The organism is Flavobacterium aestivum, from assembly GCF_026870175.2.
Taxonomy (GTDB): Bacteria; Bacteroidota; Bacteroidia; order Flavobacteriales; family Flavobacteriaceae; genus Flavobacterium; species Flavobacterium aestivum.
The window spans coordinates 4377375-4402230 of sequence record NZ_CP113977.2 but is presented as its reverse complement, the minus strand read 5'-3'; the positions used below and the strand labels follow the sequence as shown (position 1 = coordinate 4402230).

Genomic DNA, 24856 nt, shown 5'->3' with positions numbered 1-24856 from the left:
GTGAAAAATTTTAGTTATTAAAATGGAGTTTTTTAGTTTAAAAAGCGTTAAGAACTATGTTTTTTATAAGCGCTATCTTTTTATAATGAGTATTTTATGCATGATTTAGCAAACATTTTTTCTAATGATTTTGCTCTGAAAATTTGCATAAAAAAATACCCCAAAAATGGTATTAAACATTTTTGGGGTATAAAATAAATGGTGTGATTTATTAAACTTGTTTGTAATCACTATGCCATACAGCCTCTTCTGGACCATCTCCTTTATGTCCGTCTAATTGAATTACGAAACTTTTAGCAGGGAAATAAGGTGTGATATGGATATCTAATAAAATTCTATCCTTTTGAGTCTTGTCTTGCTCAATTTTCATTACTGTAAACTTCTCAATAAGATTAGTTGGACCTTTAATTCCATCTAAAAACTTAATGATTTGACTTCTTAAGTCAGCTTCAGTTCTTGTAGTCCAGTTTTCGAAAGCTCTTCTGTTTAAGAAATCGAAAAGTACTTTTGTAATGTGGTCAAATACCCTAACTACTGAATACGTTTGTAAACCTAAGTTATCTCCATTAAATAATGTTTTAGCAGAGAAAGCCATGATTTTACTGTACTCATTTACCATTGGTACAAGCCCCATTTTTTCAAGTTCAGAAATTTCGCTTTTCTTCAAATCAAAACGAACACTTTCTACTTCATTTAGACCTCCAAACTTTTTACCCGCAACAACTTGAGACATTAAAGTTTTGTATATTTTACCAGCTAATGAAGTTGATGGTGGTACATATAAGTTGTCTTCTTCTCCTACTTCATCATATTTACTTCTTCCTAATAAATAGTTACAAGTCATGATGGTATTAGATTTATGTACATCTCCTCCTGTATGATTAGCGTTAAAGAAAATATCTATAACGTCATCTGGTGTTTCAAGATCTTGGAAGTCAGTCAATAAAACAGCTTTGTTTTCATGAGCTATCTTAGACCATTTGTCTAAAACGGCATTAGAACCTAAATACCCTGGTACAGAAAGAATAGAATAATTTTTTCTTAAATCTAATCTATCAAAATTTTGTTTCAACTCATTTGAAACATAATCAAAAAACAAAGTATTATCTAAATCTTTCAATTGAGATAAATCTGCATTTAAGATAGTTACATTTTTGATTTTATCACTTTCAGTATTCTTATAGAATAAAGCAACACTTCTATATGAAGTTTCTAATTCTCTAGAAACATTCAAAGCGTATTTTAAGTTCTTGTTTAATGTTAAATCTGTAGATGTAGCTTTTGCATTAGCCACTTCAATCATTGATTCAACAGAACCATTTCCTTTTAGTAAATCCAACCATAAATCAATTTTATTGGTAAGATTTGTTCTTTCACCTTCCCATTGAGCATCGTTAAGAAAAATATTTTTTCTTGCTTTTCTTGTAGGGTTTAAGTTAGATAATCCGTCAATAACGTTTTCTAAAAAGGCAAAACCTCCGTATTCGTTTAATAAATTTATTTTGCTACTTGGAGATTCTTGTAGCAATTGTTCGATTGAAGAACCTTGAACTTTTTGTTCTTTAGTTTGAGTTGCCATATTTATTGTTTGTTGTTATTGATTTCATTTTTAGCGTTTTCAAGTAATTCGATGATAGCATCCTTAACAGCAGGATCTTGAATAGCTTTGATTAAACCTCTATTGCTTGAGAGTTGACGCACAATTTTATAAGCTTGCTCTTTCTCTGTATTTAATTTATTCAAAAAAGGGCTGTTTTCTTTGATAGATTTTGCTCCAAAATCGCCTAAATTTTTAAATACCATCGATTCATTCAAATCGGAACCATCCTCAGTAGTAAATTCAAAATCTACACTAGGTTTGAATTTGTCAAAAACGGCTTCTACCGTTTGTAAATCATAAACTGCCTCGGGGCCGACAGGTTGCTCGTTTGTAAGTTTTTGGATTAATAGTGTTCTGTTAGAAGGAATTTCCAAAATTGATTCACTAGCATCAACTTTTACCTCATTGCCACCAATACCATAATTGAACATGCTCATAATTTTATAAGATTTTTAGTTACATAGTGCAAATTAATAAAAAAAATACTTGTAATTTAAGTTGATTAGTAAGTTTTTTATTTCGATTTTTGTACTGGTTTGTAAAAAAAAAACTAGTGGCCCCGATTTTGTTAAAAAACAATTTACCATTATTTAAAAATGAAATATCTAAAATATCCGGTTAATTTCAAATCTTTACTAAGAGGTTCTCAAGAGAATTTTTGTAAGATAGAAGAATCGATAGCGTATAATATTATGATGATAGTTACAACTTCTTTTGGAGAAATTCCAGAGACACCTCAGTATGGAACTATCATTTGGGATTTAGAATTTAATCAACATATCAAGAAAAGAGATTGGGAAGATTTGGTTCGGAAATCATTATTCGAATCCATTACCGAATTTGAAAAAAGGCTAGTTCTTAGTGAAGTTACCATTTCTTTAGATGAGATCGATGATAAAGAGTTAAGATCAAGCATCAGGAGAAAAGCCAACATAATCGTAAAAGGCTCTATCGTAGATAGTTCAGTTCCTTTTAATTTTCATACAAAATTAAATATAAGCCCAATTTCTCAATAATATAAGATATGAAAGACGCCAAGTTTATCGAAATAAAAAACAGGATACAAAAAAAATGCTTAGAAATTTGGGGAATAGATGATATCAATATGGCAGATCCTTTGGTGATGATGCTGTTAGAGATATTTGTACATGAACTTTATTATTTGCATCATGAAGGAGTAGAATCTGATAATAAAATTATCGAGCGTATAGCTCAGGAAATTGTACCAAGTCAATGGAATTTGCCAATGCCTGCTCATGCCTTAGCCAGTACAACCTCTACTAACGGTGTTGTTATTCTAAATGATGATACTGAGTTTGTCGTAAAATCGAGCATGATGAATAATATTAATTATGATATTCATTTTACTCCTTTTGCAAACGAAAACATTATTGAGGGTGAGGTTAGTTTCCAAATGTATGACTCCTTTTTGATTGACTCTTTAAAGAATGTCTCGAATTTGCCTCTAAAAAACAAGATCTTAGATCATCGTATATGGGTTGGATTGGATATTTCGAAAGAAAATCTGGAAATACTAAATTCCTTAAAATTTACATTTATAACCGAAAATTCATCATTGGATGCCTTTTTAAAATTTGTAACTGTAAAGGATACCGCTGGAAATATTCTTGAAATAGAAAATGAAACTTTCGATAAAGTTCGAGATAACAAGCATTATACAGAAACGGTAAAAGCATTCTATAAAAATTTTATTTATAAATTAAAACTAGATACAGAAAATCTAGTCTATGAAACCATTTTAGATAAGTTTCAAATAGATAAAGAAGTGCTAAAATCCAGCAAGTTAAATTCTGGATTGATTTGGTTAGAATTTGTGTTTCCTGAAATCTTTTCTAAAGAAGAATTGGATAAAATTCAAATAAAAATAAATACGTTTCCAATTGTCAATAGAAAATTAAATCATAGGGTTCATAATGCTAAGATTGAAGGACGTCTCTTTCCTATGAAAGCCGAAAGAAATACTCATTTTCTTGATGTGATGAAGATTTTTAACGAAAAGAATATTGAATTTATCAATGGTATAAAACAGCCCAATCATCTTACTTCAAATACATTTACCCTTTTTTACGGAGGTTTAGAAAATTATGATTCCCGTAATGCTAAATTTTTCCTTAAAAAATTAGCTCGTGCGTTAAGAGAAGACATTAGTATTTTTTCGAATATCAATGCAGATTATATTGATGCCACGATGACTAAAATCAATGAAGAAATCAATTCAATAGAAAACAAAATTAATAGCAGTTATAGTCAGGTAAATGATGAAGAAGAAGTGTATGCTTTGATTCATGAAACCGATAAATCTAAAATTCTATATTGCTCTTATTGGACTTCAAATGGGCAAGCTGCAAATAATTTAAAAAGCGGGACAATTTTAAAACAAACCGTTTTATCGGAATTAGCTCCGGATTCTACCGTTTTTGAAACCAGTTCAGTTGGAGGAATTTATAGAAATAATAAAGTCGAGAAACTAATCAATCTTAGATATGGTTTTTTATCCAGAGAGCGATTGGTAACCAAACAAGATATAAAATCAGCCGTACAATATCATTTAAGAGATATTACAGAAGAGATAGTAATAAAAGATGGAGTAGGTATTAGCGACCAAAGAAAAAAAGGCGTATTCAGAACCATTGACATAGAGGTCATTTTACAAGAAAAATATGCTTTACAGATAGAAAATAAGCAAAAAATAGGATTGTTTCTAAAAGAAACATTAGAAAAACAATCCGTTATGAACATCCCATTTCAAATTACAATAAACTAAACTTATGAATGAATTAGATTATAGTCCAAGCTTATTATCTGCAATTAAATCTGCTAAGTCATTAGCAATACAGGATGGGCATAGCACTTATGGTGTTGCACATTTGGCTTATGCATTATTATTTGAGCCAACGGGATTGGTAGAAGTATTAAGAACATTGTCAAAAGACATAGAATATATAAAAGAGTGGTTTGATGTGAGAAAAGAAGTATATACTTCGTCTCAAAACAATGATAATAGCATAACAGCTGATAATGAGGTTGAGCATGTTTTTTCAGAATCAAATTTCAATAAAATCAGATTAGGAGCAGATTATATCGATGCGTTTTGTGTTTTTATAGCCATTATAAAACCAGGATTGGTGTATAGTGACAAACAAATAGATGGATTAAATCTAAGTGATAAAGAGCTTCTAAAACATTTTGGATTGCGAAATACCCAAAAAAGTTTTAGTCTGGCAGATGAGTCTGATAGTGAGGAAACTATAGATATAAATTATTGCGATCCATTATATAAAAAGAATAATATTGAGGAAGGCAGCTATATTATTGGCAGAAATAAGGAAGTAAGACTGATTCTGGAAAATATAGAGCGATATGAGAATCACGGTATTTTATTGATAGGAGAGTCCGGTGTTGGAAAAACCAGTATCATAAAAAATCTTATTTATTATTTACACGAAACAGATCCTAATTTCTTTGAGGAGACACTTGTGCTGTCATTGAATGTATCCAAACTGGTGGCAAATTGTGCCAGCGAAAATGAAATTTCTAAGAAACTAATCGAAATTTTTGAAAAAGTAGCCAAAAACGGAAAAAGCATACTTTTTATTGATGACATACAGGTATTGTTAAACTCATCAAGCTCAAAATCGAATGCCGTAATCAATATTATAAATACACAATTAACGGAGGGTACGATCAATATTATAGCTTCAATTGATTCAGATTCTTATAGAAAATCAATAGAGGGAACCACCATAAATGGAAAGTTTGAAGATATCTTCATAGAAGAATTAGATTATTCATTATTGCTAGAATGTCTGGAAGTTTATAAAAACAAACTGGAAAAGCATTATAAAATAGCTATCAGTAGCGAGGTTATACAAGAAGCTATCCATTTGTCTAAGCGATTTTATAAAGAAAAAAAGCTGCCTTATGGAGCAATCGATTTATTAGACAGAACAGCTTCTTCAGTAATTGTTTCTAATGCAAATTCACTAGTTGAAATTGTAAAGATAAAAGAGCAAATAAAAGAATGTGAGCCAGATAATGAGTCAAAAATAAGTTTGCTGAAAAAGGAAATATATAACCGAATAAGCTGTGTAGTAACCAGTAAAGTTAATGCAGTTGAAAACGTTAAAAACTCCAAAAAAGAGGTAGTTACTTATGAGGATATAGAAAAGCTGTCAGCTGATATAGAAACTATTGCAAAAGAAAAAATTACAACCGTTACAAAATCTGAGATTTTAGCAGTTGTCTCTAATGCAACCGGTATACCATTGGGAAAAATAAGCGCTGGAGAAAAAGAAAAGCTGCTAACCATAGAGGATAAATTACAAGAAAGAGTAAAAGGACAGTCACATGCCATAAAAACGCTTTCGGAAGCAATTATTGAATCTCGAAGTGGTTTGAGCAATCCTAAACAGCCTATAGGATCATTCTTTTTCTTAGGTCCAACAGGAACCGGAAAAACAGAATTAACAAAATCATTGGCCGAATTGTTGTTTGACGATGAAAATGCCATGATCCGATTTGACATGTCAGAGTTTAAAGAAGAACATTCAGCCGCTTTATTATATGGAGCGCCTCCAGGATATGTAGGTTATGAAGAAGGAGGTATGCTGGTGAATAAAATCAGACAAAAGCCTTATTCAGTTGTACTTTTTGACGAAATCGAAAAAGCACACGCCTCTGTTTATGATGTGTTTTTACAAATTATGGACGAAGGTAAGGTTCACGACAAATTAGGACGCGAAGGAGATTTTTCTAATGCAATTATCATTTTTACCTCTAACATAGGTAGTCAATGGATTCAGGAACAAATAGAAAGCGGTCATTTACCTACTTCAAATCAATTAATTGATATTATGAGTCAGCATTTCAGACCTGAGTTTTTAGGACGTTTGACAGAAGTTGTACCATTTGCCCCAATTAATATAGAAATAGCAAAAGCTATCTTTAAATTACACCTTAGTCGCTTGCAGGAACAATTAAAGAGCATCAAAAATATTTCTTTTGATTTATCAGATAGTGCTTTAGAATATCTAACCAATAAAGGATTCTCTAAAAAATATGGTGCAAGACCTATTGCTGGAACAGTAAGAACGTATCTCAAGAAAACAATTTCAAAACTAATTATATCAGAAGCCATCCTTGAAAACGAAACAATAGTTTTAGATATAAAAGAGGATGAATTTATCTGGGAAAAGAAATAAGTTATGGAACAAGATATAGCAGTTTTAAAACAACAGCTTAATTTCAATTTAAGAGCAGAGATTCTTTTTTATGAATTGCAAAATGTTCTAAAAGGTGAAACCGAAGTTTTTGTTAGACACAAAGGGCTTTCAAAAAGAAATAACTCCAGAGATGCTATTGATATCTCTACAATGTTGTATCAGGAAGGTTCAAGACTTACTAAGGAAGCACTTGTTTTGCATCTGGCAAAAAATAGTATCTATCATAATTTGCCGGAATTACTTTTTCATCCCTTATCAGTCAGTAATCCAACAATGTCTAACAAAGAGATTGTAGAGGCTGTAAAAGAAAACAAAGAGGCAGAAAATGATGCTTTGGATTTCTTCATGCCATTTGATAACGAAATCTTTTTTGCAAATACAGATGCCTCAATAAGAAGTCTTCACCTATTTAATGATAAAATTGACTTGTTTCTAAATATAGTAGATGAGTTAATCGCCATTGAATTTGATTTGACTGAACTCCAAAAAAAGAACTTATTTATTTATCTGTGTGAGTCAGAAAAGCTAAAAGAAAACCTTCCGGAGCTGGAAAAAGTTTTAGAAATGCTATTGGGTAATGAGGTAAAACTAAAATATAAAAAACATGTTTTTACAGCATCACCTTTTTTAAAATTAAGCCAAGGTGTATTAGGTTTTGATTTAGGACTTTGCGGATCTGTAGAAAGTGAGATAGATGATGTAGAGGTTAGTCTGTATTTTGAAGGGAATATAGATTACTCCATTTTAGAGCGCAAGATGGCACTTACTCGTAAAGTATTAGAGTATTTTATCATTAGTAACAGAAAAATAGATATCGTTTTTTTTAATAACTATCAATTAGGGATAAAACTAAACGAAAACTATTTAGGCATAAATACCATTTTATAATTTTTAAACGACAATAAAGAAAAAAACATACCCCCATGAATACAATGCTTCCCTTTTTTTTAAAATACTTATTGGCACCGCTACTTATACTGATTATAACTTTTATAATGAGTCAGTTTTCCGGCATAAAAATCAAAACAAAATCGGCCATAGTATTTGTTTTATGCTTTTCGCTTATAGCGGCATTACCATGTTTATTCGCTTTTTTCAACAATGAGTTTATTTGGTTAGGCTTGTTGTTTTCTGTTTTTTACTATTTAATGCTCGGAATAGGACTGATATATTTTATGGATACCGCCTTATTTCAAAATATGAATGTTCAGGATAGCGCACCAGCAAAACTATTTTTGTTTTTAATTGTGACAATCCTATCCTCCTGGATATACTATTTAGTGTTTAATTATATAGCAATATCAAGCTATGCCCATATAAGTATGCTTAATATACTATGGGTATTTGTAGGAATCTTTTTTATAGAATCAAAAAAGAAATTTTTACAAATTCCAGACCCATTTTATGAATATTGGAGAGTAGGGAGAGAACGAAAAGATATTGATTATTGGGACAATATAGATAAGTTCCGCTTAATGCAGGTATCTATCAACATAAAGAAAAAAGCCAATTCTGAATTCTTTTCAAAATTTGACGTAAAAATAGCCCAGGAAGTAAATCTGGGGAATTGGTTTGATAAGTTTATTGAAGACCAGAATTATAGATTTCCAAATGATGCCATAGAATCCAGTGCAGAAAATGAAGATTCGGGCTGGATCTTTTATACCGCAAAGTATTTTAGTTTTCCGCTATTTATAAGAAAGCTGAATCCACATGAAACTATTGCAGAAAGCAAGCTAAAAAATAAGCAAATCATTTTTGCTAAAAGGGTTATCCTAAATAAAGGAGAAGAAAATCAAATTTTAGAGTAATGGGTAACATATGCTATTTTAAAAAATGATAACAGAACAATAATTTTTTGACGGACAAAAATCAAAATATTTAATAAAGACATTTAAAAAAACACATATAGAATTATGAAATCTAACAAGCATTTACCAATTAACTGGACAGATGGTGTAAAGCTAACCAAAGACCATTTTATCGATAATTATTTCAACTTTATAACAATAGTAAGTGACTATAATAAAGTTCAGTTAAACAATTTTAATTATGGTTGTATTCAAACAGCAAATGACAAATCAATTGATATTGAAATAAAAATAGAAGGAGGGCAATTAGTGGCCTATTTGAAAAAATGTGAATTAATCGCCAAAAATGGACATATAATTTCCTTCAACCAAGATATCTATGGTTCAAAATTGCCGGAAGTAAGCATTAATGCCAATGATTTAGATAGAAACTCTACTGAGGATTATTATGTAATAGTTTCTATAAATCCTTATGAGTTAATACCTGTGGGAATTCCAGATCCGGAGATGATTCCTTTACATCATCCGCATGCACTACCGGAAATAAAATTGCATATCATCAACAAAAAAGAAGTAAACGATAATTTCTTGGAAGGTTACTTTTTGATAGTCAGAAAAATAGCATTCCAAAACGGGACTTTCATTACAGATGATAAATATATAACTCCGGTTGTAAAAACGAAAAACAATGAAATTTTAAATCAGTTTATTACAAAAGTAAATAACGAGTTATATCTGTTAAATGATTTTTCAATAAAAATCCATAAAAAGAATGGGCAAAGCTCAGCAAATAACAGACTAGTGGCGAACACATTTAGTCTATGCACTAAAATAATAGATTATTATGCAGAGCACTGCTTCTATCTTAAAAACATAGCTTCAGAAGAGTCTCCGGTGTATATGTTTGACAAGATAATTGTTTTGGCAAATCATCTTCTTTCTACCTTAACCCTTATGGATGACAAAGAAAAAGAAGTACTGTTACAGTATTATTACGAATGGATTGATGTTAAGCCATCAGAATTATTAGCAGTATTGTTTGATGCTAAAAATGCAGTCTATGACCATAATGATATAGCACAAACGCTTGTAAAACTAAATCAATTTCTTGGAGTTTTAAAGCGCTTATGGCAAAAATTAAGCGAATTAGAATACATAGGACTTAGAAAAGAGAACATTGTAATTAGTGAAGAAACCAAAACTGCACCACAAAGAAGCAGTACATGGTCAATACTAGATTAGTGGTGAAATTATGAGATCGGCTAAATTATTTATTTTAGGAATCGAACGAGAGTTACTCTGGGTAAACACAAATTATTACAGATTTACTGCCGGAGATGGCTCAATAACCAGCGACGTAAATGGCGGTATGCTTACGGTAAGTTTTGTTTCGCAGGAAGATGATGATTGTTTTATTCATAATATGACAAAGGAAGTCGAGAAAGAAACGGATAGGATGGAGAAAGGAGAAATACACTTTTATAATAAAGGTGATGAAGATTCTCCAGTAAGGAAATATAAATTTAGGGATGCCTATTTGATACAATTTTCTGAAACATTCTATGCGTTTGGAACAGGAAACATGCAAACGGTATTGACTATTTCTCCAGCAATTCAAGATTATGGCAAAGAACTAATAAAACCTTGGCAAGTATCTTGGCTGCCGCCTAGTGAACCCAATTATTATACACCTAAAGAGGAAGAAGATCGTGTTGTATATATAAATGGACACTTTTATAATACAGAAGGTATTTTTGAAGGCAAAGTCAATAACAATGCAAATTCTGGAAATGTAGAAGATGTATATGTTTGTGAAGGAAAAGGTAAAGAGAAAGATACTTTTTTAAATATTAAAAAGTTGGACATTACACACGAAAATTTCTGCTACATAGCTGGCGTAATAAAAGCAGAAGATTCAAGTACATTTGAGAGTGCAGCTGCAACTACTCAAGCTACATTTAATGCCGTTAAGTTTGAGAAAGGATCTGATTTAGCAATGGGGGAACAAAGTAAGTTTGCTAAAAAGTTGTTAGCAACTGATTATTCATCAGTATCTTCAAAAACTGCATTGGATGATTCCAAAAAAAATACGGAGGACAAAAATGCAAGAAAGGGATTAATACACGTTCTACAAGGAAAAAAAGATTACTCTGAAGGAGCTGTATTATGGGATGGTATTGATTTTGCAGATAAAGGAATAAATCATAATAAAGCAACAAAGGATGGAGGAATAAGTATTACCAAAGAATTATGGGTGAAATTTATAAACAGTTGTGAATATAAACCCGACAGTAAAGGAGTACTGCGTCTTTATCGACATACGGGTATTAATCATGATAAAGATAAAACAAAAACGGAAGCCTTAGCTACCATACCTTTTGAAGAAAAAAAAGTAGTAACATCAACTTCTAATGAACTTTATGTTTTTGAACCTTTTCCTTCTCAGAATACCGATTGGAATTTTCCGACTGGATCACAAGATGAAAAAAACATAGACTATTATGAAACTGAAGGTACAAATAAATTCAATAAGGGAATGACGCTCAATAAAGCTACAGTAGTTGCAGGGAGACATATATTTTGGAAGGCTTATAAAGAAAATCCAAAAAATAAGGGGTATTACTGGAAATCATTCATGAATCGTTTATGAAAAATAAAATTTTAATGATTTTGTTTCTCTGCCATATAAGTTGCAAGAATCATATAGGAAAAACTGATTTTAAGGAAAAAGCGGTACAGATAACTAAAGAAACTGTTTTTATTGATAAAAGTGGAGATACAATTAAAACAGATTCTTTTAATCTAAAAAACAACTATAAATTGATAATTTTTCCTGCAATAGAAAACAATGAAGAGGTAATAAATTTTAGATTAATAAAAGGTAAAAAAGATAATACATATTTATTAGTTGATACGTTTATAGCAAATTATATGCGATATTTTCATGAAATTGATTTCCATGACTATTTCGTATTACATGGTAACGGAGGAGGGACTAGTCACTCTTATTTTTGGTTATATGATAAAGCAACAGGTAAAGAAGAGCTGACAGGAATAACGCACGATTTTGACCTAAAAAATGAATTGATTTTATATGAAGATGAAGGCAAAGATTATGAACTTTTTATATATGATGTAAACACTAAAAAGAAAACATTGATTGATATACCTAAATCATTTTTAGACAAACATATATGTATGCAATACAATGATTCTGAAAAATATTTATTTATAAAAGATGTTACAAAAGATTATTACTTGTTGGCATTTAAGAATTGTCCATCTTCAATTGTTTATAAGATTAAAAAATAAAAACAATACTTCTTAATACTTGATTTGGAAAATCTCAAAATAAAGAATAAAAAAAGAAGAAAATGTAACTTATTTATAAGGGAAAAGAGATTGTAAATGGGAAAGTATGGCAGCTTATGGAGGTGAAATTTAAAAGAAAAATTATTGGGTACATTTTTATGAAGATTTCATAAAAAAATAAAATTGAGGGAAATATGAAATTTATTTGTTACATCTTTTTAGCGGCTATATTTTTTATTTCATGTGATAAAATTGTAAAAAGGAGTAGAGAAAATGGAGGTTTTCCAAAAGATACTATTAAGAAACCTGAAAGGATTTTTTTAGACAAGAATTGTTTAGGACAAACTCAAGGTTATAAAGATAGATACGGACTGGTATTCTCAAACTATTATCGAGACAAAGTATTAAGTATAAATTTCGATAATGATGAAACAATAGATACAATTGCAGTTTTAAAGCCGTATTATGAAAACAGTAATGATGATTGTTATTCAGCAAATTCAGAATCGGATTTTCCTTTTCTAATTATATCAAAAACTATAAAGAATAAGAGTACTCTCTTTAAAATTTATAAAAACGCACTAAGAATTAATGGAGCAAATTATTATGAGGAAGTAAATATTAAAAATGATGGCTTTATTATTTCAAAAGATTATAATGGTAATAATGGTTTTTTTTCAAAAACTTATATTTCATTTAAAGAATCAGATTTTTATGTTGATAGTATAAGCGTAGAGTCTTGGGGCTCGCATCAATATAACAAAACGATTAAATTCAGAGATAAAGCTTTTGATTTGTCAAAATATAAAAGAACAGATATTGATTCGATAAGGAATTTATTGGATAAAGATTAAAATAATTTATATGAAAATGAAGATTATTGGAAGTCAGGAGATTTCTATTATGAAACGAAAGTGGAAACAGCTAATGGGAGTTCAAAGAAATTTAACACCATCAATCAATTATAAAAAACAACAATCAATAAAATAAATTAATGGAGAAAATTAAAACAGCGTTCGCAACAGAAAAATATCCTAAAAAATAAAACCATGAAACCACTTAATCATACTAAAATATTAGCTGAGAAACGCAAGTTCTACAGCATCTTTTCGATAACCTGCATTTTTATATTTGGTTGCCTGTATATCACATTAATAACAGCAAACAAAGGAGTGGCAGAGCTAGAGCAAAAACACAAATACTACAATGATATTGCAGTAAAACAAGGAGAAATGAACCTGCTTCTGGATGAAATCTTAGTCGAAATTAACGATTTGAGATTCAAAGACAGGACGCTAAACGAACGCAAAAATCTACAATCCTTAATCAATGAAAAAAGATTTGCAATCAATAATGAAATTCGAAAAGCCAAGACTGATTTGACAAATTCTTTTGTTTTATACGAAGAATTTTTAGCTGAGCTTCAGCAAATACAAACAAAAATTGATGTTTTAAAGGAGGCCGAAACCAGTTATAATATAAACAAAGTCCAGCTTGAAAAGTGTATCGATAAGCACAATCTAGAAAATAAAAAAAAATAATCCCGTAAGCATGAAAAAAGCATTAGAATTTGATGAAACATACTGGAAAAAGCTAAAGTTCAATTTATTATTTGTCATAAGCTTTTGTATTATATACATAGTTGTAGCAAAGTTTTTATTAAAAACACCCAATTTTAATAATACAGATATGCTCAATAGAATAAATGATTATGAAAAAATGCAGAAGGTTAAAATTGATTATGGTGATAAATCAAAACTAATTTTTAAGACCATCGATACTATAAAGTATGATATAAACCAGGTTCAGAGAATAGACGAAGTAAAAAGAAACATCTCAGAGTATAAGCAGTTGTATAAAGATAACGAATTCCATTCGGCGTATAATTTTTGTCTAATAGGCGGGAATTTATTGAACGTTTTTCTAGAAATAAATCTAGAGGAAAGTACAGTTCAAAAAAACGACACCTTAATACAGAGAAGCCTTAACGAATGTAAAGCAAATTTTAAAGATGAACATTAAGAACAAAACAGTAGTTATCATTTTGCTCTGCATAACGGTAATTTTAGTAGCAGTGGCATTGCTATTTCCTTTTAATAAAAAATTAAGCAATCTTGATTTTTCAATACAGGATACAAACGATAATCATCAGTATGAATTAAATGAAAAGTTGTCTTTCAAAATAAACGACAGTACTTTAATATCAGATAAAAAAGCCGTTTGGTATTTTGGTAATGGAGATTCAATAGTAAGCAAAGGAAATGTAAATTATACCTACAAAAGAGCAGGTAAGTATTTAATAACATTGAAAATTAACGATAAGTTCGATTTTTCAAAACAAATCAATATTGTCAACGGAAGAACCCTGACAGCAAAAGACTCGATACCAAAGATATTTTGTGAAGACTTTGGCTATGTAGGCGAAGAGATAGTATTTACGGGATATTCCCCAAGTTCTAATAATTGGTATTGGGAATTTGGAGAAACAGGAACAATAGATTCTTATGAGAAACAAGCCATTTATGTTTTCAACAAACCGGGTGTTTATACCATAAAACTGGAAACCGATAAAACCAGATACCCGATAACCAAGGAAATAGAAATTTTTCCGTTGTATGAACCATTCAAGGAACCAGAAGTAATAGACTCGGCCGGAATAGTATTAAATGATATAAAAAAACGATTACAGATCATAGCCAATCTGGGCGCGAGTGATACCAGAGCATACAAGGAGCAGGTTAACTACATAAAAAATAAGTACATCTGTAATAATTTATCAGATGTAGTAGTGGTGGTTAACGAAGAAAAATACAACGATTTTTTAAGTTACTGTCAGGGGCTACATTATTTAGATGGAAATGCTACAATCATTCAAGAAGTAAAATTGGATACCATTAAATGCTTTAAGCAAATAAATGTTACCCAAAAAACTAAAAAAGCAAAGTAATATATGAAAATTAGCATTTTACTTAGATATACATTTTTGATGGGCTTATTGGCAGCAAGCCCTGTTTTTTCGCAGGTAAATAATAGTACAAGTGTCATCGAAAAAACAGAGAAGACAATTAATACTTATGAAAATGAGGAGCAAAAAGAAAGGGAAAAAACGGAGCTTAAATTAGTTTACTCAGACAGAAATGATAATTATATATATGAGGAGCCCTATGGTTCAAAAATAAAAACTAAAATAAATATTTTGTCTCCAATGTATGTTATCAATGAAGACAAAAACTATTATGAAGTTGTGGTAGCCGACAAAAAAATGCTTGGCAAACCCAAAGGGACATTATCTTTTTTTAGAAATAAAAACACACATTTTTCTAATGCCAAGGAAGTACAATACTTGGGATGGATCAAAAAAGATAATGTGATAGAATATAGTAGAGCCATGCAAAACCAAGCCAATCTAAAATATGTAAAATATTTTATAGCATGTAATACATTAGAGAGTTTGTTTTCCAGTGATAAAAATGTCAAAAAAAGCACACTTTTATTAAAAACAGATCCCAATCTGGAATCAATATCTAAAAAAAATATTAAGCTAAATGATTTTGTGTATGTGTACAAAATAAATAAAACCACAAAATCAGCTTTTGTATCCAATTTTGATGATATAATGCCAAAGGATACAACCAATCTTAAATATGGTTGGGTACCTATGCAATATTTGAATCCGATAGAAGATAATATGGTTATAAAACTGAATCCAACAGATACGATTCAGTTTCCTTCAGGAAAAATTACATTTCAAGCCAACGAGTTATATAGAAATACTTTGTTTGTAAATGAGAATCAATCCAGTAAGCCAATCAGGTTTGATGTTTCAAATAAGATTTCGTTGCCAATAAATGTTTGGAATCATGATAAAAACAAAATTACGAATCTAAAAGGGGATGATATCTCGATAAAAACAATTGAGCAAATTGCCACACAAAGCAAAACCATTAACTTTTTTTATGTTTTTGAGAACAATAACTCAACGAGACAACATTTAAAAAAGACCCTTTCTGCATTGCAAAATCTAAAACTAACTATCAGTAGTGAGAAATATGCCAATTATAATTTTACTTATTCGTTCATTGCAAAGGGAAGCACCAAAAGCTATTATTTGATAAAATCACCTTCTTTTTCAAAATGGTTTGATTTAATCGAAAAAAGCATCAAAACACCGGATGAGATAACTAAAGAGAATATTTCATATAACAATATTAGTGATATAAGTAAGTATTGGAGTTCGGATATCAGTTTTGAAAACAACTTCTTTATATTGGCCGGTTCACATAGCACTGTAAATAGCACCTTGCCGGATAGCTTCAATGTATTGGCAAAAAACAATGCAAAGTTATTATTCATACTATTTGAAAATGAAAACACAGCCGAAAATCAGGACTTTATACTGCAAAGCAAAATGTACCTGAACGAAGCCAGTAATGCCAATAAAAGAGTTATCCAAAACTATTATGTAGACCCAAAACTGATTATAAAAAACGATCAGTTTATCTATAATGGAGAATCAGATAATAATTATATCTACGATGCACCTCTTAAAAGTAATTTTAACGGAGGTATTTTGTTCCCAAAACTAAATGGGGAGCTAACACCAATAACGATAAACAAAGCTATAGACAGTATCATTAATAAGACCATCAAAACAAACGATGTATTATTAAAATCATTGACACAATATAAAAATGAGTTTAGCTTTTTGAGAAGCCAACCGAGTAAGAAAATAAACAATCTGATTCAAAATTTTTCTCAAAAAGATGGTACAGACACTAATATACCAAAAAACTATAAGAACGAAACCTATGTAATAAATACAAAAGATACAGTTGGTAATAGCATAAATGACAAAGTAAATCTTTTGTTGACAGAGAATGAAATCAAGCAGCTAATAGAAAACTACAGAGAGTTAATTAGCAAAGAGTATACAAACGAGAATATTGACAAAGCCGAGATTTCGAATTTTAAAGACAAATGCGAAAAGATTGTTAAGAGCATTAGAAAAACAGATCAGATCAGATTCAGGAATTCTCTAGCGGATTTACTTTATTTCAAGACAAGGGTATTTGTAAATAGTTCATGGTTACATCAAACAAAAATTAGAGATATCGATAAGTTTAAGAGAAAACCAGAAGAGTTCAGAACGCTATTTACAGCATTAAATACAAAACTGGAAGTTTTAGAAAAAATGCAGCGCAACAACACTTTTGAGGTTTTTGATGATGAGTCACAAACAAAATATTATTACATACCAAAAAAACTTTTACTATAAACAAAGATTATGGAGACTATCAGCAGAATAGAAATAGCAAAACCTTTGCATGAAATAATTTTAGAATTATTTTATTTTGAAAGTAAAGGCAAACCTTGTGAACTGACCAAAAAGGAAATTTTATGGAAATTAAAAGATCCTAGTATTACAGAATACCAAATGGAGGAAGTGCTCAATTGGATGGTGCACCATAAAAAACTAAACGAAAATTTAGGACTTTATACTTTAGATCGTTTTGAGCTAATAGATTTAGAAGAAAAATTTAAAAGCGAAAGATTGAATCAAGAGAAAAAACAAGAGCCTATTTTTTTTACAAATTATAGCACGATAAACAATATTCATAATGCAGTAAAGCCAAAACCACTGGACATATTTATACAGTATATATTGCCAACTTTTTTACTCTCCTATATAGTCTTTATCTTTTTTTTGGTAAATAAGTTGAATAGCAGCTTCGAAATCAATAATAATAAAATAGAAAATGTTAGTGAGGTAACGCTTAAAGAACCAAAGACAGGAGTAATTAAGAAGAAAAAGGCCTTATCAGATAAAGAAGTGAAGAGATTGTTTTCTAATCAGCACCAAAACATTTTGTATTTAAACAGAACAATTGACTCATTACAGAAGCAAGTAAATAAAATAAACGAAATTCATACCACAGCCACCTTAGCTATAAATAGTCAGATAAATTCCCTGCAACCCCAAGTAAACACTATATTCTTACATATTGCAGTAGTTCTTTTAGGATTTATTTTATTATTTTTTTTAAAAAATGTTATAAGTTAATTTGGAGATTCAAATAATAGTCGTATATTCGTACAAGATTGATTGCGAATCACCTTCATCTTCCTACAAGAAGCAAATCAAAAAGTACGTTAGTACAAAAAGAGGTATTCTAAAATCAGTTAGAATACCTCTTTTTTTTGTTAATACTAGTCAGACAACTTAAAGGGGATTCTAAAAAAACAATTTTTAACAATTTAATTATTTTTATCATGGCATTTAAAGCAATTTTAGAATTCGAAGGAAACGAGTACCAAGTATTATTTTCAAAAGTTGATATGTTAAGACATACAGATGGTAAAGGAGCTGTTTCTTCTGAAATTAAAGGAGGTAGATTAAACGTAAGAGTAAAATCTACAGACAACACTACTGTTATTGAGCAAGCAGTAAACAGTCAACACAAACCAGTAAGCGGAAAAGTAAAATTTTTCAAAGCTGATTCTGAGCAAGTAATGAAAGAACTTTCTTTTGAAAATGCTTTTATTGTATTCTTCAGTGAGCAATTAGACGCTTTGGCTGAAACTCCAATGACTACTGAGATCACTTTCTCAGCAGAGAAAATTACATTAGGTAATGCAACATTAGATAACAACTGGGCTAAAGTATAATTTATCCCTATGACAAGAAGCGGTATCAAACCGCTTTTTGTTTTTATAATGTTTTAATGTTTGTCATGATTAGATGTTTTTCTCCAAAATATAAAAAAAAATCGACGAGTAAACTAATGATATTATTGCTACTTGTTTTAAGTTTTTCATGTAGTAAAAAAAATGAACTAGAAAATATCTTTATATCAAAACAAAATGAGTATTGGTGCTATAAAGACGATTGTCAGGGTCTTGGAGTTTATTTTAGGTTCAATAAAAAAGGGGATTATGATAAATACAATCGTGACATTTTCGATGGTTTCGAATTATTCAACAATGACGGTGATTTGATAAGTGGCCCAAGAAGTTGGAGTATAAAAAACGATTCTACTTTTGTTTGGAATGGAGAAGATTATAAAATTGAGAGTTGCAATACTAAAAAAATAATTTTATCCTATTATCATTATAAAGAAAAAAACAAAAAATGTAGAGTAACTTTTAATAAGGTAATAGATAAAAAGCCCTAATAGAAATACTAGTTCAGATTTATGTCGATATGGATTTAAACATAAGATTTATCCCTATAAAATATGAAAAAAACAACAAGTAAGCTAATAATATTATTGCTACTTGTTTTAAATTTTTCCTGTAGTAAAAAAAGAGAGCTAGAAAGTATATTTATATCAAAACAAAACGAGTATTGGAGTTATGATAATGATTGTCAAAGTCATGGAGTTTATTTTAGATTCAATAAAAAAGGTGATTATGACAAATACTTAAGTAAGCCTATAAATCAGGGTAAAGGTTTTGATTTGTTCAATAATGATGGAGATTTGAAAAGTGGTCCAAGAAGTTGGAGTATAAAAAACGATTCTACTTTTGTTTGGAATGGGGAAGATTATAAAATTGAGAGTTGCAACACTAAAAAAATAATTTTATCCTATTATCATTATAAAGAAAAAAATAAAAAATGTAAAATAACCTTTAATAAGGTACTAGATAAATAAGACTAATAGAAATGTAGCTAGCATTTATATAGATATGGGGTTAATGGCAAAGAGTTTTTGCGCAGATAGTTATAAAAACTTTAAAAATGAGAAATGCATTTAATATTCTATTGTATTCCTATTCAATCTTTATTATATCAATAATTGTGAGTTGTTTAAATGGGTATCTATGTTTTGGAAATGGGTTAGGAGATTTATACTATTTGATTTTTGGTACTGTTGTCTTGTTAATTGTATGGATTATTTTTTTTCTTAAAAATTCAACTTCAAATAAAACAAACTACGGTAAGTTTTTTGGAATATTTCTGATTGGATTTACCATAATAATTTTAACATCAAAATTAACTGTTTTAAGAGGATCGGAATGTTAATCGTTAGTGTTCTAAAAGACCTTTCTAATTTTTTCAAGCTTCAATTTTGAAATGATAACTCTTTTTGGACAAAGCCAAATATTTACAGCTATTTTAAATGAGATTATTTAGTTTTTCAAGGATATTTTTTACGAAAGCATTCCAATTAATAGTGCTGTTATTGTGCTTTAGTTGCTCAAAGACTGATAAGGAATTAAATAATTTGAAGGCTAGTTTAAATAGCTCCACAGATATTTCAAAAAAAACAGATGATAAAAATACCCTTCATAAACTGGAAAAATTATTTTGTGTTGGTGATTTTGATGGTGATGGAAAAAGAGATACCATTTTTCAACATAACTTTTCAAAATTAAGAAAAGGAGAAATTGAAAAATCTCCAGATCCTGCCAAAAATGAATGGGAAGACATTATAAAATGGTTCTCTAAGCAAGATTCAGATGTATATCTTGCTTTTAATAAAAAAGATAAAGACACATTGCACTTAGGTACTGTACAAGGGCTTTATTGTTTATTAAATATCGGAGATACTAATTTTGATGGTAAAGACGAAATGGCTTTTGTAATAGATAATTTAGATTTCAGCAATTTGAATAGTTGCAAAATTTATTCTTTATGCAAAGGAAAATGGGTAGAGCTAAAGCAATTTAATATTGATGAAAGTGCTTTTGATTTTACATCAACTAAAATTGCATCATCTGATATCCAAAATTATTTGGAACAAAAAGACAATAAGTGGTTTTACAAAGATAATTTACAAGATGAACCTAAAATGCAATTATTAAAACTAGATGAATGTCAATGATTTAGATAGTTTGCTTTGCAATTTTGAGTTTAAACAATTAAAAAAAGATTAATTATGTTTAGATCAATATCTTCAGGGAAATATAAAAATGCAAGCTCATTAGGCGTAAAAGGTCCTAGATTCAATCGGGAAACTGGTCAATGGGAAAATAGTAATGTTTTAGCAGCAATGATGGAAAGAAGAAATAATCAATATCGTGCTAATAATCCATTTGACGTTGTCCCATATTTAGTTACTTCATTAAAAAAGCCCTCTCATGATCCTATATTTAGAAAAGGAATTTTTACTAGAGAGCTTGGTCTTACAATGAGAGATATAATGAAAACTGCTACAGGTAGAAATTATATATCACTGTTTATGAAAAAAAACGATATGTTTTATGGTTATAAAGCAAGAACAGATGGAAAATATTCTGATGTCATACTTAATATAGTTCAATACGAATTAGACAAAGACAATAAAAAATATGAAGGAGCAGTAGGTTTTGCTTATCGTGAAGGAGTTGTTGAATTATCTGAATCAAATGGTAAATTAATGATTAATATTTATACAAATCATTCTGATATTGAGGCAATATCTCACGAGCTTTTTGTTCATAATGCTGGAGAGATAGAAGATATAATTCAAGGTTTCAGGAGAGGTGGTTTAGATGAAGCGAAAAAAGTACAGAAATATAGTGCAAATGATGATCATATAGCACTTCGAGATTTAGATTCAAATCATAATGGAGTCAAAATGTATAAAAAACTCAGTGAAGAATTAGAAAATGTTAATCCTAAATATAAGAAAATTTTTGATCAAATAGAGAAAACTAATTTGTCAAAATATAGTGATCTTAAATAAATATTTTGAACTAGCTATTCAAAAAAGTAAAAGGATGTTTTTTAAATAAAAAGTATGTATTACTATGATAATACAGATATATAAGTAATTAAAAAAAAATAAATAATGAAAAATATAATTTGGATAGTTACTCTTTTTCTGTTTTTAGGATGCAAAAAACAGAAAGAAGAAACTAAACTTCAAGATTCTAAATTTAGTGATATTAATCAAATCGTTGAAGTTATAATCAACCAAGATAGCTTATATATTTCCAAAAATGACAAAAGTTCAATAGCTTTTTGCATAGATCTAGTAAAAATAAATATTCAAATTCCAATAAAAAATAAAGAAAAATTATATGAACCCCCAACTCCATTTAATAGTGTGTCAATAAATCAATTATTAAGTTATAAAATAAACAATGATAATTTTTTCTCTAAAGCTGATTCTACGTATTTAGTTTCACAAAGTTTGGGACTAAAAGAATTTAAAATAGAACAAAAAATAATAGAAAAAATAAAATCAACAACATTTGACAAAGAAGAATTAAAGCAAAAAACTGGGAAAAAATATGATTTTTATGAAATGACAATACCTGTTTTTTCAAAAGATAATTCTAAAGCTTATGTCGAAATAAACCATTATTGTGGAGGTCTTTGTGGAAGTGGTAAAGCATTTTTCTTGTCTAAAATTAATGGAGAATGGAGAATTATAAATAAAACTCAAACTTGGATTAGTTAGATATTGCATAAATAGTTATAGAATATTTAAGATTGAAGTAATTAGTGATATAACTTTTAGCGTTCCTAAATAATAGTAATTATGAAAAAAATATTATCTATCTTTTTGACACTGCTTTTTTTTGCTATTTTTTATTTATTTTCATTTGTTTTTCTTACAATTATTGATGATAATACTCCCAACAGTGTTACTCCTTTAATAAGAAATAACTTTGATATTTTATGGATTGGATTAGCAATTATACTTACTTCATCATATCTTTTTTTATGCTATATAAATAATAAAAATTTCAACGAGTTTAGTGGTAAACTATTAATGGTTTTTGTTTTTTCATGTCTAATTAGTGGTTTATTAGTTTTTATGTTCGGAAATAGTCCTTATTGGTTTTTTAAATATACAATTGGATTTTTTGTTGGGTTGTTATTTTATTTATTCAATAGAAAAGAGGTTAATAAAAAAATAAATCTTTTATCAGGAGTTACTTCAATATTTGCTCTTCTGTTTGGTGAGCAAGTAGAATACTTTTTAATTATGGATCCATCAAGTTATCCAACAATTTTAACAATTAAATCATTTTCGAGTATTGTACTTTGGTTTATAACAATACTATTAGTTTTTTTCTCAGCATACTTTTTTTCTACAGGATTTTGGAAAAAAAATAAATACAACAGCTTGCTTAATAAGCAGATTTTTTACAATAACAACAATCAAAAAAAGATAAACTTATGACACCTCCAACAATCATTTTTGGAATAGATTCTAAAAAAATAAGTCACTTTACCAGTATCGAATTGGTACAAGTAATAAATGACCACCATCGATTTGAAATTCGTGTGCCGCATGCAGCTGTAGAGAGTCCTTTAGCGTACACTCTGGAAAATGCACAAGCATGGTTAGGCAAAGTGGTACATATTGTACTCGAAGAGAAGAATAACTTTTTGGGCGTTGTTACCAATATCGATTTTGATCAGGAAATGGGGCATTCAGGGAATCACATTGTAGTGTCCGGTTTTTCTAAAACCATATTATTAGAATCGGGAGAAAAGTTACATTCTTGGGAAGAATCAGCCTTAAAAGATATTGTAAAAGAAGTTATCAAAAATGGAGCAGGAGAGCAATTGCAAAACGATATAAATCCTGAATATGCCAGTAAAATGGAGTATCAGAATCAGTATTTGGAAACTGATTTTCAGTTCATTCAGCGATTGGCAAAACAATACAATGAATGGCTGTATTATGATGGGGAAAAATTAATTTTCGGGAAGCCAAAAAGTTTCGATGCTCCTATATCGTTAACTTACAACAGAGATATTTCTAAATTAAAAATATCAGTACAGGCAGTACCTAATAAATTTAGTGCTTTTACATACAATGAAAGTGCCGATAAACGCTATACAGCTAAGTCTAAAGATACAGTCGGAGGTTTACCAAAATTAGGAAACGAAGCTTTTGCAAGCTCAAAAGACGTATTTGCAACACCAGCTTTTACACACGGTATTGTGAGTACAGGCGATGATGCGGTTTTGGAATCCTTCTTGAAAAAGAAACAGGCAAGTGCAGCTGCCAATACTAACTACGTTAATGCAACTACAAAAAATTCAAAATTAAAAGTAGGAAGTATTGTTAATATACAATCCAGTGTTTTAGAAAACTCCAGCATGCTTACTCAAGAAGTAGGTTCATATATTATTACCGAAATTACACATTATGCTACACATTTAGGAGAGTATGAAAATAATTTTAGAGCCATACCATCTAAAGTGCTTAGCTTGCCGGAACCAGATGTGTCTTATCCAATTGCACAAACACAACAAGCAGTTGTAGAGAGTAATACAGACCCTAAAAATAAAGGAAGAATTAGAGTGCAAATGCTTTGGCAGCAAGGGACTTCTATGAAAACAGCCTGGCTTCGTGTTATGACTCCGGATGCGGGTAGTAGTGGTAAAGTAGGTACAAATAGAGGAATGGTATTCATTCCGGATGTAGGAGATCATGTAATGGTGCATTTCCGTTATGGCGACCCTAACAGACCTTTTGTACTAGGAAGTGTTTTTCACGGAAAAAGCGGTGGCGGTGGAGGAGCAAACAATAACAAAAGAAGCTTTGCAACCAGAGGAGGAACATCACTTGTTCTTGATGAAGAAAAAAACACCTTTACGGCAACAGACCCAAGTGGTAATATGGTAAAGCTTAACGGAGACGGAACAATGACACTTTATGCACCAAATAAGATCGATTTACAGTCTAAAGAAATAAATTTTATTGCCGAAGAAAAAGTAAACATCAATGGGGTAAATGAAGTAAATGTCGAAAGTAAGAAAGTATCTGTTATGGGTACCGATGAAATCACGCAAACAAGTAACACAAAAATTACTGATGAAGCGCCAAGTATCAATATAAAAGGGAAAAATAGCATTTTGGCAGAAGGAAAAGTTGTTGATATAGATGGTAAAGCAATGACAAATGTAAAAGGAGGAATCATAAATTTAAATTAAAACCAAA

The 24856-nt window shown here is 29.8% G+C and carries 24 protein-coding genes; 22 read left to right on the top strand and 2 right to left on the bottom strand.

The window, feature by feature from the left end; genetic code table 11:
- Nucleotides 1–211 precede the first annotated feature (211 nt).
- On the bottom strand, nt 212–1579 hold the full coding sequence (locus tag OZP08_RS18830; protein ID WP_268847592.1) for a DUF5458 family protein: 1368 nt from the start codon (nt 1577–1579) through the stop codon (nt 212–214).
- A gap of 2 nt (nt 1580–1581) precedes the next feature.
- On the bottom strand, nt 1582–2037 hold the full coding sequence (locus OZP08_RS18825) for a hypothetical protein (protein WP_349293462.1): 456 nt from the start codon (nt 2035–2037) through the stop codon (nt 1582–1584).
- 159 nt (nt 2038–2196) lie between these two features.
- Between OZP08_RS18825 and OZP08_RS18820 the strand changes: the two genes are divergently transcribed.
- The 22 genes from OZP08_RS18820 to OZP08_RS18715 all read left to right on the top strand — a co-directional run bounded on the left by OZP08_RS18820 (nt 2197) and on the right by OZP08_RS18715 (nt 24849).
- The gene (locus OZP08_RS18820; RefSeq protein WP_281322581.1) at nt 2197–2616 is read left to right on the top strand and encodes a GPW/gp25 family protein; all 420 of its coding nucleotides are present in this window, start codon (nt 2197–2199) and stop codon (nt 2614–2616) included.
- 8 nt (nt 2617–2624) lie between these two features.
- Complete coding sequence (locus tag OZP08_RS18815; RefSeq protein WP_281322580.1) at nt 2625–4385, top strand: hypothetical protein; 1761 nt, start codon at nt 2625–2627, stop codon at nt 4383–4385.
- 4 nt (nt 4386–4389) lie between these two features.
- Nucleotides 4390–6822 carry an AAA family ATPase gene (locus OZP08_RS18810; protein WP_281322579.1) on the top strand — a complete coding sequence of 811 codons (2433 nt, stop codon included), beginning with the start codon at nt 4390–4392 and terminating at the stop codon, nt 6820–6822.
- A gap of 3 nt (nt 6823–6825) precedes the next feature.
- A complete protein-coding gene (locus tag OZP08_RS18805) occupies nt 6826–7731 on the top strand; it encodes a hypothetical protein (RefSeq protein WP_281322578.1) in 906 nt (301 codons plus the stop codon).
- A gap of 35 nt (nt 7732–7766) precedes the next feature.
- Nucleotides 7767–8654, top strand: a complete 888-nt coding sequence (locus OZP08_RS18800; protein WP_281322577.1) for a TssN family type VI secretion system protein — start codon at nt 7767–7769, stop codon at nt 8652–8654.
- 105 nt (nt 8655–8759) lie between these two features.
- Nucleotides 8760–9896: a hypothetical protein gene (locus OZP08_RS18795; protein ID WP_281322576.1), complete on the top strand. Its 1137-nt coding sequence runs from the start codon at nt 8760–8762 to the stop codon at nt 9894–9896.
- A 10-nt stretch (nt 9897–9906) separates the two neighbouring features.
- Nucleotides 9907–11304, top strand: coding sequence for a type VI secretion system tube protein TssD (tssD, locus tag OZP08_RS18790; RefSeq protein WP_281322575.1), 1398 nt, complete (start codon nt 9907–9909; stop codon nt 11302–11304).
- Complete coding sequence (locus OZP08_RS18785) at nt 11301–11966, top strand: hypothetical protein (RefSeq protein WP_268847581.1); 666 nt, start codon at nt 11301–11303, stop codon at nt 11964–11966. Before tssD (OZP08_RS18790) ends, OZP08_RS18785 begins: the two co-directional genes overlap by 4 nt.
- 194 nt (nt 11967–12160) lie before the next feature.
- Nucleotides 12161–12820 carry a hypothetical protein gene (locus OZP08_RS18780; RefSeq protein WP_281322574.1) on the top strand — a complete coding sequence of 220 codons (660 nt, stop codon included), beginning with the start codon at nt 12161–12163 and terminating at the stop codon, nt 12818–12820.
- A 195-nt stretch (nt 12821–13015) separates the two neighbouring features.
- Nucleotides 13016–13507, top strand: a complete 492-nt coding sequence (locus OZP08_RS18775) for a hypothetical protein (protein WP_281322573.1) — start codon at nt 13016–13018, stop codon at nt 13505–13507.
- A gap of 10 nt (nt 13508–13517) precedes the next feature.
- A complete protein-coding gene (gene tssO / locus OZP08_RS18770; RefSeq protein WP_281322572.1) occupies nt 13518–13988 on the top strand; it encodes a type VI secretion system TssO in 471 nt (156 codons plus the stop codon).
- Nucleotides 13978–14913 carry a PKD domain-containing protein gene (locus OZP08_RS18765; RefSeq protein WP_268847579.1) on the top strand — a complete coding sequence of 312 codons (936 nt, stop codon included), beginning with the start codon at nt 13978–13980 and terminating at the stop codon, nt 14911–14913. The genes tssO and OZP08_RS18765 overlap by 11 nt, the downstream gene beginning before the upstream one ends.
- Nucleotides 14914–14916: 3 nt before the next feature.
- Nucleotides 14917–17241, top strand: a complete 2325-nt coding sequence (tssR, locus tag OZP08_RS18760) for a type VI secretion system protein TssR domain-containing protein (RefSeq protein ID WP_281322571.1) — start codon at nt 14917–14919, stop codon at nt 17239–17241.
- Nucleotides 17242–17250: 9 nt separating this feature from the next.
- Nucleotides 17251–18027, top strand: a complete 777-nt coding sequence (locus tag OZP08_RS18755) for a DUF5457 domain-containing protein (RefSeq protein ID WP_281322570.1) — start codon at nt 17251–17253, stop codon at nt 18025–18027.
- A 209-nt stretch (nt 18028–18236) separates the two neighbouring features.
- Complete coding sequence (gene tssD / locus OZP08_RS18750) at nt 18237–18632, top strand: type VI secretion system tube protein TssD (protein ID WP_268847574.1); 396 nt, start codon at nt 18237–18239, stop codon at nt 18630–18632.
- A gap of 116 nt (nt 18633–18748) precedes the next feature.
- Nucleotides 18749–19138 carry a hypothetical protein gene (locus OZP08_RS18745; RefSeq protein WP_281322569.1) on the top strand — a complete coding sequence of 130 codons (390 nt, stop codon included), beginning with the start codon at nt 18749–18751 and terminating at the stop codon, nt 19136–19138.
- A 63-nt stretch (nt 19139–19201) separates the two neighbouring features.
- Nucleotides 19202–19618 carry a hypothetical protein gene (locus tag OZP08_RS18740; protein WP_281322568.1) on the top strand — a complete coding sequence of 139 codons (417 nt, stop codon included), beginning with the start codon at nt 19202–19204 and terminating at the stop codon, nt 19616–19618.
- A gap of 468 nt (nt 19619–20086) precedes the next feature.
- On the top strand, nt 20087–20791 hold the full coding sequence (locus tag OZP08_RS18735; protein ID WP_281322567.1) for a hypothetical protein: 705 nt from the start codon (nt 20087–20089) through the stop codon (nt 20789–20791).
- A gap of 54 nt (nt 20792–20845) precedes the next feature.
- Complete coding sequence (locus OZP08_RS18730) at nt 20846–21634, top strand: hypothetical protein (protein ID WP_268847571.1); 789 nt, start codon at nt 20846–20848, stop codon at nt 21632–21634.
- Between the two features lie 105 nt (nt 21635–21739).
- A complete protein-coding gene (locus tag OZP08_RS18725) occupies nt 21740–22354 on the top strand; it encodes a hypothetical protein (protein WP_268847570.1) in 615 nt (204 codons plus the stop codon).
- Nucleotides 22355–22435: 81 nt separating this feature from the next.
- On the top strand, nt 22436–23083 hold the full coding sequence (locus OZP08_RS18720) for a hypothetical protein (RefSeq protein WP_281322566.1): 648 nt from the start codon (nt 22436–22438) through the stop codon (nt 23081–23083).
- A complete protein-coding gene (locus tag OZP08_RS18715) occupies nt 23080–24849 on the top strand; it encodes a type VI secretion system Vgr family protein (RefSeq protein ID WP_281322565.1) in 1770 nt (589 codons plus the stop codon). The genes OZP08_RS18720 and OZP08_RS18715 overlap by 4 nt, the downstream gene beginning before the upstream one ends.
- The last annotated feature ends 7 nt before the right edge of the window (nt 24850–24856 follow it).